This is a genomic window from Kluyvera sp. Awk 3 (assembly GCF_028069715.1).
GTDB lineage: Bacteria > Pseudomonadota > Gammaproteobacteria > Enterobacterales > Enterobacteriaceae > Kluyvera > Kluyvera georgiana_A.
The window spans coordinates 1-7,202 of record NZ_JANEWH010000189.1 but is presented as its reverse complement, the minus strand read 5'-3'; the positions used below and the strand labels follow the sequence as shown (position 1 = coordinate 7,202).

The window sequence follows — 7,202 nt, the reverse complement described above, 5'->3', positions numbered from 1 at the left end:
ACCCCATATTATCTTCTTCTTTAGATTCATCATTTTCATTGTTATTATTCTCGTGCATCATGTTTTATTCCTTTAAATATATTGTGAGAAAACGCAGCAGCATTTAGCAATCGCTGTGATGTCTTCAAGTTCACAAATAAAATCAGTCGTGTCAGATGTGATTTTTACTTTTCCATTTGGAACTCTTGTTAAATATCTCAAGCTTACGCTCCCTTCAATCTCAATCAACCAATGACCATCTGAAACATCATCATATGTTGTCTCCGCAATGAAAGTTTTCCCATCTGCTGATATTCCAATTGGGTTCTTCAATTCGGAAGGTAACAGAGACTGGTCAAATGCTAGGTAACCACCATCGTGTAATTTACCGTCAATGATTGTGTGGTGCTTAAGTTGGGCTACAGGGACGGCGTCACTGAGATATTTGGGGCCATTGCCGCTTGCGAGCCAGAGCAATGACGCTCCTGTTTCTAGGGCACATTGAATTATCCAGTCTGCGGGGAAGGTATCTCGCATGTATCTGTTAGCCAATGTACTTTTTGACACTTCTAAGTGGTCAGCAAGGGCCTGTCGTGTTGTAAACCCATATGCCTCGACCAATCGCTCAATCGCAGCCTTGCCACCCTGATTGGGATTTATTTTGATCTCATTTGGGTACTTTGATGTTGACATATCTCTTATGCGATCCTAGTATCAATTTCGTTCCCATTTGGGGACTTGTCACGATTACTACCGGCTCACCACAAGCCAATAGGAGATGTTGCATCATGACCCCTAACATTTCAATCACTCTGAATACGCCGCACGTCACAATCGAACGCTATAGCGAGCTGACCGGACTGCCAGTAGACACCATTAACGACATGCTCGCTGATGGTCGTTTGCCTCGCCACCGCCTGCGTAAGGATAAGAAGCGCGAGAAGGTGATGATTAACATTGTCGCGCTGACTGTAGATGCGCTCTCTGATTGCAATGTCGCTATTAGTTAGTTTCATTTTGCGAACAGAAGGAGCTGATAGCTATGTTTGATTATCGCATTTCAAAACACCCGCACTTTGACGAAGCCTGTAGGGCTTTTGCACTGCGTCACAATATGGTGAAGGTGGCAGAGCGTGCTGGAATGAACGTCCAGACTCTGCGTAATAAGCTGAACCCTTCCCAGCCGCACCAGCTCACCGCACCGGATATCTGGTTGTTGACCGATCTGACAGAGGATTCAGCGCTTGTAGATGGTTTTTTGGCCCAAATCCATTGCCTGCCGTGCGTACCTCTGAATGAAGTGGCAAAAGAGAAAATGCCGCAGTACGTCCTCAAGGCGACGGCGGAGATCGGGCACGTCGCTGCCGGCGCTGTATCCGGTGAGCAACTGACGACTGCAGGCCGCCGCCAGATTATCGACAGTATCAACTCTGTTACTCGCCTGATGGCATTAACCGCGGTATCGATGCAGGCGCGCTTGCAGTCCAGCCCGGCTATGGCTACTGCCGTTGATACTATGACGGGCCTTGGCGCGTCGTTCGGCCTGCTGTGAGATGCTTATGCTGACTAAAGAGCCATCTTTTGCATCGCTGCTCGTTAAGCAAAGCCCGGCCCCGTATTACGGTCACGGCTGGATCACTGGAACGGATGGCAAGCGCTGGCATCCCTGCCGCTCGCAGGATGCGCTGCTGGCTGACCTGTCCACCACGAAACAGGGGAAATCATGGCTATTGAAGGCGATGCTGCGACTGTTCCACTAAGCGCTGGGCTCCGCCTTAATGGATTAAACCACATCGCGGAATTAAGGGCGAAAGTGTTTGGCTTAAATACTGATTCAGAACTAGGGCGCTTTATTAGCGATATGCGGGAGCCACGGGATATTAACCATAAACAGAATGAGCGAGCACTGGCTGCAATATTCTTTATGGCAAAGATTCCGGCGGAACGTCATAGCGTCAATGTTAGTGAGCTGACGACTGACGAAAAGCGGGAGCTGATTAAAGCAATGAACCATTTCCGTACAGTGGTGAGCTTATTTCCAAATCGGCTAGCCATGCCGAATTAACCAACCACAGAAATTAAAGGCGTAAACCCGCCGGGCATTCCTTTGCCCAAATTCAGGAGAACGACCGATGCGAAATATTGAAACCCGATTCACCAAAAGCGGCCCAGATGATGCTGGTCTTAACCAGTTGCTGACGGATGCGCGTACGGAAGAACGCCTCGCGCGTGCTGCAGCAATGGCTGCCCGCCTCGATAGCCTGGCTAGCCGTATTACTTCCCGCCAGCTTAACCATGTTGAGGCGGCAGAACTGCTGCGTGTCGCAGCTGAACACATCCAGAACGAAGCGCAGGAGATCCACTGATGGCTGATTCTATGGACCTTGTACAGCAGCGCGTTGAAGAAGAACGCCAGCGCCATATCCACCACGCCAGCAGCCGAAAGGCTGGGGCTTCTTCTCTTGAGTGCGAGAGCTGCGGAATGGTCATCCCGGCAGAACGCCGCGCTGCAGTTCCGGGCTGTGATCTCTGCGTAACCTGCCAGGAAATTGCAGAGCTTAAAGGCAAGCATTACGTAGGGAGGGCTGTATGACTACCGAGAAATTAACTAATCCGCTTACTGATAGCGAATTAGCGCGACTGATTTGGGGCCTGAAAGCGGAAGGGTTTCACCCGCGCCTATTGGCTGGATTAGTAGAGCTGCAGCATCGCCGCAATGCTGACCAGCAGCCAGTCCCAGAGGTAATGATCTGTGATATGTGCGGGCACGATGCCTGGCTACAGGAGCACGGAACGTATGAATGCGATGAGGGCCATCTATTTGAGGTAAGACGCGCACCCATTTCAAAAGGCGGTGCAGCATGAACGTCATTCATGGTTTGAAAATTGGGCCGCTTTATTTCAATGCCGTATGTAATGGTGAGAAAAAAGCAGAGCTGAGAATTAATGACCGTAATTATCAATGCGGTGATTTTCTGTTGTTGCGTGAATGGGCGGGAGAATATTCGGGAAATAAACTGGTAGTAAAAGTTACGCATATATTGCCGCTTGAGGGATTGATCACCGCTGGCGGTAATTGGGTGATGATGTCTATTGCCCAACTTGACGAAAATGATATTCAGGCGCTTTCGATGGCAGCGGTTGGGGCACAGGAGTGAGCCATCACGATGTTAAACACCACGGCGGCGCACATGATGCCGCCGCTGCTTTTGCCTGGAACAAAACCCCAAAAGCGATTAACCCATACACGGACCCGGCGGAAGTTGCGCCGGTGTCTGCACTTTCAAACCTGATCACTCTGTATGCCGCTGATAATGAGCAGGACCAACTGCGCCGGGAAGAAGTGAGTGATGAGGTCTGGGAACGCTATTTCTATAACGAAGCCCGTGATCCAGTTCTGCGTGAAATGGAGCAGGACCGGCTGATCAGCGGCGCCAAAATGGCACGTGAGCAGCAGCGGTTTAACCCCGATCTGGTCATTCTGGCAGACGTAAGCGCCGAACCATCACACATCAGCAAGCCTCTGCTTGAGCGCATTAAATATTTTCATGGTCTGGGCCGTCCGCAGGCCTATTCCCGCTATCTGCGCGAAACCGTCAGGCCATGCCTTGAACGGCTGGCGCGTGCGCGTGACAGCCAGGTGTCAGCTTCTTTCCGATTCATGGCGAGCCATGAAGGGCTGGACGGGCTGCTGGTTCTGCCTGAAATGAATCAGGATCAGGTCAAACGCCTGTCCACGCTGGTTGCGGCTCATATGAGCATGTGTCTGGAAGCTGCCTGCGGTGATCTCTATGCCACTGACGAAGTGAAGCCGGAAGAAATCCGCCAGGCATGGGAACAGGTTGCAGCGGAGGCGATGCGCCTTGATGTTATCCCGCCAGCGTTTGAGCGTCTGCGCCGTAAGAAACGCCGCCGCAAGCCTGTGCCCTATGAGCTTATTCCCGGCTCGCTGGCGCGTATGCTGTGCGCGGATTGGTGGTATCGCAAATTGTGGCAGATGCGCTGTGAATGGCGCGAGGAGCAGCTGCGCGCGTTATGTCTGGTTAACAAAAAGGCATCGCCGTACGTTAGCTATGAGGCAGTGATCCATAAGCGTGAGCAGCGCCGCAAATCGCTGGAATTTTTCCGTTCGCATGAACTGACCAATGAGCAAGGTGATACGCTGGATCTGGAAGATGTGGTAAACGCCAGCGCCAGCAACCCGGCCCATCGGCGTAACGAAATGATGGCCTGTGTTAAAGGGCTGGAGCTTATCGCGGAAATGCGCGGTGACTGTGCCGTGTTTTATACCATCACTTGCCCGTCACGCTTCCACGCCACGCTCAATAATGGCAGACCAAACCCGAAATGGACCAGCGCTACAGTACGACAGAGCAGTGATTATCTGGTTGATACTTTCGCCGCATTCCGTAAGGCTATGCATAAAGCCGGGTTGCGATGGTACGGTGTGCGAGTCGCTGAGCCGCATCATGATGGCACTGTGCACTGGCACCTGCTGTGCTTTATGCGCAAGAAACACCGCAAAGCGATCACGGAGCTGCTGCGCAAGTTTGCCATTCGTGAGGACCGCGAGGAGCTTGGAAACAATACCGGCCCGCGCTTTAAGTCCGAGCTAATCAATCCGCGCAAAGGCACGCCAACCAGCTACATCGCTAAATACATCAGTAAGAATATTGATGGGCGCGGCCTGGCTAATGAAGTCAGCAAGGAAACCGGCAAATCATTGCGCGATAACGCAGAGAACGTGAACGCCTGGGCATCACTGCATCGCGTACAGCAATTCCGCTTTTTCGGTATTCCGGGCCGCCAGGCTTACCGTGAGCTGCGACTGCTGGCAGGCCAGGCTAAACGCGACCTTCCGCCATTAAAACCCGTACCGGGAAAACCTGAACTAACGCCAGAGATTCTGGTGGCCCTTGCTAATGCGCGGCCTGTTATCGGCAATCCGCGTCTTGATGCTGTGCTGGCTGCGGCAGATGCCGGTTGCTTTGCCACTTACATCATGGCGCAGGGCGGCGTGCTGGTCCCTCGTAAACACCACTTGGTCAGAACAGCCTACGAGCTGAACGATGAGCCGAGTACCTATGGCGATCATGGTATCCGTATCTATGGCGTCTGGTCCCCTATTCAGGAAGGGCGGATTTGTACGCACGCGGTGAAATGGAAAATGGTTCGTAAGGCCGTTGATGTTGACCTGCAGGAGGCGTCAGCCGACCAGGGCGCTAGCGCCCCTTGGACTCGTGGCAATAACTGTCCCCTTGTGGAAAATTTGAACGAATCAGGGGCGGAAACTGCGCCAGCTGCACCTGATATAACGACCATGGATGACCAAACACTGCAGGAATACCTGCATGGAATGGGGAAAAAGGAACTGCGTGAGTTAAACACCCGTCTGCGGCTGGTAAAACCGAAGCGCCGAAGAGGCTATAAACAGGAAATCAGCGATCAGCAGCGTCTGCAGCTGGAGTATGAGCTGCAGTCCAGGGGCTTTGACTGCGGTGACAGGGAGATCGATTTGCTTCTGCGAGGTGGCAGTATCCCATCTGGCGCTGGCCTGCGGCTTTTTTACCGGAACCAGCGACTGCAGGAAGATGACAAATGGCGGCAGTGGTATTGATTTTCCTGATTATTTGATTTCTATCAGCGCTATCTGATTGAAAGCAAAAAATGGTTTTACAATTCGAAATAGCTACTATACTGTATATATAAACAGTGGATATACATACAGTTATTTGGTCGATAGTAGTGATAGGAGGGAAAATGCAGGACTACCTTTTGGAGTCGTTGAAGCTCCAGCGCATTGATTTTTTTATCAAGCTTGTAGCGGCTAGTGAGTGCAGTGATGAAGAAAAGCGGCTGGCTATCCAGTGGGTTTCAGAGCTGACTGATGAGTTGATGGCAAAAATCAGAAGCCATGAATATACCCGTTCTATGGATGTAGCCAGTTAACGTTGCAAGCGATAAAACTGGTTTTACCGCTTGCAACGTTGAACAACGAGAGAAACGAGGCGTTAGACCGTGAGTAAAAGTGACAGTAATTACCAGGTCGTTTATCGGGATGAGGTATTGCAAAAGTACGTTCCCGGCGGCTGGGTTCTGTTTCAGCGGGGAAAGCAATTCGGCGGCGGCTTCTGGTTAGGAAAAACTTATGACGGATTGTTTATGCTGGAATTTGAATACCCTGTTTCCCTTCACGATGGTGTTGTGTACATCCTCCAGCATACGCAGGCAGCGGCTAATTTTATGGATTTTGACGATGATTTTACGCTGACGTGACGATGTGGTGAGACTGCATGGCTATGCCGCATGAATCCGCATGATCGATTGAGGATCGTTTTAGCCGAGGCCCGCCAGAACTGGCGGGCCTTTCCGTATCTCATGCAGGTGCATGAAAACCACTGCATAAAGCGGGCAGGCGTGGCGGGGATACGAGCGCACGCGTTGCTGTTTAATGACGCTCCATTCAAAATAAAAAAAACATAAAAATTGCCAATCGCGCATGAAATGTATATATTGTGCATGAGGTGTTTGTTTTGTGATTATTTTAATTAAGTGATGAGGTCATAGTATGGCTTTTAGAGCGGAAGAGACTGCAGTTGCAAATTTAGAGCGGGCGTACCGTTACCTGCTGCCTGAAGGTGCATCGCTTAGCGAGCGTGCTTTGGTGATGGATGTACTCGAGGAAATTGTCGAAGAGTTTGGGCCGGTAGTAGAAGGCTATCCTGCTTGGCATCCGTTTCTACTGGAGATGGATCGTTCAAAATGGTCTCCGCCTACGCCACAAGGGATGGGAAGCTTTAAAAAATTAGACCATACTATTTATTTTCGAAATGCAATTCTTACCTGCCCATATAGTCATGCAGTGGATGAACTTATCGATACAATCCGTAATCTCAAACACAAGGACGCCAGTATATCTATCGATAGACTTGATGAAGTCGTGCTTTATCACACCGAAGCTGTACCTCTGTTGATTAAATGCGATTGGCATTATCCTGCAGAGTATGATGGAACTATATCTGCAAAAGCAGCTATAGGGCTGATGTTAGAATATGAGGTTCCTAATTGGCGTATTGCGGATTATTGCGAAAGCTGGGAATCTATGCGTGGGCAATTGCTAGGATATCCTCATGGGGCTAGGTCTTCACTTTTTGTAAACCAACAAACAGGGCAGAAAATGAAGAACCTTTGGAACCAGTTAATAAAAACGGGATGTCTTGGTG

13 protein-coding genes are annotated in these 7,202 nt (G+C 50.5%); 12 read left to right on the top strand and 1 reads right to left on the bottom strand.

Going from position 1 to position 7,202, the window contains the following annotated elements; all coding sequences use genetic code 11:
• Window positions 1-72 precede the first annotated feature (72 nt).
• Entirely contained in the window at window positions 73-672 is a 600-nt protein-coding gene (locus NNN71_RS22890) for a phage repressor protein CI (protein ID WP_271459423.1), read from the bottom strand.
• A gap of 95 nt (window positions 673-767) precedes the next feature.
• Between NNN71_RS22890 and NNN71_RS22885 the strand changes: the two genes are divergently transcribed.
• The 12 genes from NNN71_RS22885 to NNN71_RS22830 all read left to right on the top strand — a co-directional run.
• A complete protein-coding gene (locus NNN71_RS22885) occupies window positions 768-989 on the top strand; it encodes a regulator for prophage (protein ID WP_004201303.1) in 222 nt (73 codons plus the stop codon).
• Window positions 990-1,021: 32 nt separating this feature from the next.
• Window positions 1,022-1,531 carry a phage regulatory CII family protein gene (locus NNN71_RS22880; RefSeq protein WP_271459422.1) on the top strand — a complete coding sequence of 170 codons (510 nt, stop codon included), beginning with the start codon at window positions 1,022-1,024 and terminating at the stop codon, window positions 1,529-1,531.
• Window positions 1,532-1,538: 7 nt separating this feature from the next.
• Window positions 1,539-1,739 (top strand): phage filamentation protein Fil family protein, encoded by a 201-nt coding sequence (locus NNN71_RS22875; protein ID WP_271459421.1) that lies wholly within the window; start codon window positions 1,539-1,541, stop codon window positions 1,737-1,739.
• Window positions 1,703-2,044: a DUF5347 family protein gene (locus NNN71_RS22870; protein ID WP_271459420.1), complete on the top strand. Its 342-nt coding sequence runs from the start codon at window positions 1,703-1,705 to the stop codon at window positions 2,042-2,044. The genes NNN71_RS22875 and NNN71_RS22870 overlap by 37 nt, the downstream gene beginning before the upstream one ends.
• Before the next feature lie 67 nt (window positions 2,045-2,111).
• Window positions 2,112-2,345 (top strand): DUF2732 family protein, encoded by a 234-nt coding sequence (locus NNN71_RS22865; RefSeq protein ID WP_271459419.1) that lies wholly within the window; start codon window positions 2,112-2,114, stop codon window positions 2,343-2,345.
• Window positions 2,345-2,572, top strand: coding sequence for a TraR/DksA family transcriptional regulator (locus NNN71_RS22860; protein WP_271459418.1), 228 nt, complete (start codon window positions 2,345-2,347; stop codon window positions 2,570-2,572). Before NNN71_RS22865 ends, NNN71_RS22860 begins: the two co-directional genes overlap by 1 nt.
• Window positions 2,569-2,844 (top strand): hypothetical protein, encoded by a 276-nt coding sequence (locus NNN71_RS22855; RefSeq protein ID WP_271459417.1) that lies wholly within the window; start codon window positions 2,569-2,571, stop codon window positions 2,842-2,844. Before NNN71_RS22860 ends, NNN71_RS22855 begins: the two co-directional genes overlap by 4 nt.
• Window positions 2,841-3,137: a DUF3850 domain-containing protein gene (locus tag NNN71_RS22850; protein ID WP_271459416.1), complete on the top strand. Its 297-nt coding sequence runs from the start codon at window positions 2,841-2,843 to the stop codon at window positions 3,135-3,137. Before NNN71_RS22855 ends, NNN71_RS22850 begins: the two co-directional genes overlap by 4 nt.
• Window positions 3,134-5,596, top strand: coding sequence for a replication endonuclease (locus NNN71_RS22845; RefSeq protein WP_271459415.1), 2,463 nt, complete (start codon window positions 3,134-3,136; stop codon window positions 5,594-5,596). Before NNN71_RS22850 ends, NNN71_RS22845 begins: the two co-directional genes overlap by 4 nt.
• A gap of 143 nt (window positions 5,597-5,739) precedes the next feature.
• Window positions 5,740-5,928: a hypothetical protein gene (locus tag NNN71_RS22840; protein WP_271459414.1), complete on the top strand. Its 189-nt coding sequence runs from the start codon at window positions 5,740-5,742 to the stop codon at window positions 5,926-5,928.
• A gap of 69 nt (window positions 5,929-5,997) precedes the next feature.
• Window positions 5,998-6,255, top strand: a complete 258-nt coding sequence (locus tag NNN71_RS22835) for a hypothetical protein (RefSeq protein ID WP_271459413.1) — start codon at window positions 5,998-6,000, stop codon at window positions 6,253-6,255.
• 292 nt (window positions 6,256-6,547) lie between these two features.
• Window positions 6,548-7,202, top strand: a 655-nt coding sequence (locus NNN71_RS22830) for a hypothetical protein (RefSeq protein ID WP_271459412.1), incomplete at its 3' end; no start/stop codon positions are given.

Bases quoted from the DNA above. Each gene is read 5' to 3' on its own strand.
- NNN71_RS22890 (WP_271459423.1), bottom strand. From the start codon at position 672: ATGTCAACATCAAAGTACCCAAATGAGATCAAAATAAATCCCAATCAG.
- NNN71_RS22885 (WP_004201303.1), top strand. From the start codon at position 768: ATGACCCCTAACATTTCAATCACTCTGAATACGCCGCACGTCACAATC.
- NNN71_RS22880 (WP_271459422.1), top strand. From the start codon at position 1,022: ATGTTTGATTATCGCATTTCAAAACACCCGCACTTTGACGAAGCCTGT.
- NNN71_RS22875 (WP_271459421.1), top strand. From the start codon at position 1,539: ATGCTGACTAAAGAGCCATCTTTTGCATCGCTGCTCGTTAAGCAAAGC.
- NNN71_RS22870 (WP_271459420.1), top strand. From the start codon at position 1,703: ATGGCTATTGAAGGCGATGCTGCGACTGTTCCACTAAGCGCTGGGCTC.
- NNN71_RS22865 (WP_271459419.1), top strand. From the start codon at position 2,112: ATGCGAAATATTGAAACCCGATTCACCAAAAGCGGCCCAGATGATGCT.
- NNN71_RS22860 (WP_271459418.1), top strand. From the start codon at position 2,345: ATGGCTGATTCTATGGACCTTGTACAGCAGCGCGTTGAAGAAGAACGC.
- NNN71_RS22855 (WP_271459417.1), top strand. From the start codon at position 2,569: ATGACTACCGAGAAATTAACTAATCCGCTTACTGATAGCGAATTAGCG.
- NNN71_RS22850 (WP_271459416.1), top strand. From the start codon at position 2,841: ATGAACGTCATTCATGGTTTGAAAATTGGGCCGCTTTATTTCAATGCC.
- NNN71_RS22840 (WP_271459414.1), top strand. From the start codon at position 5,740: ATGCAGGACTACCTTTTGGAGTCGTTGAAGCTCCAGCGCATTGATTTT.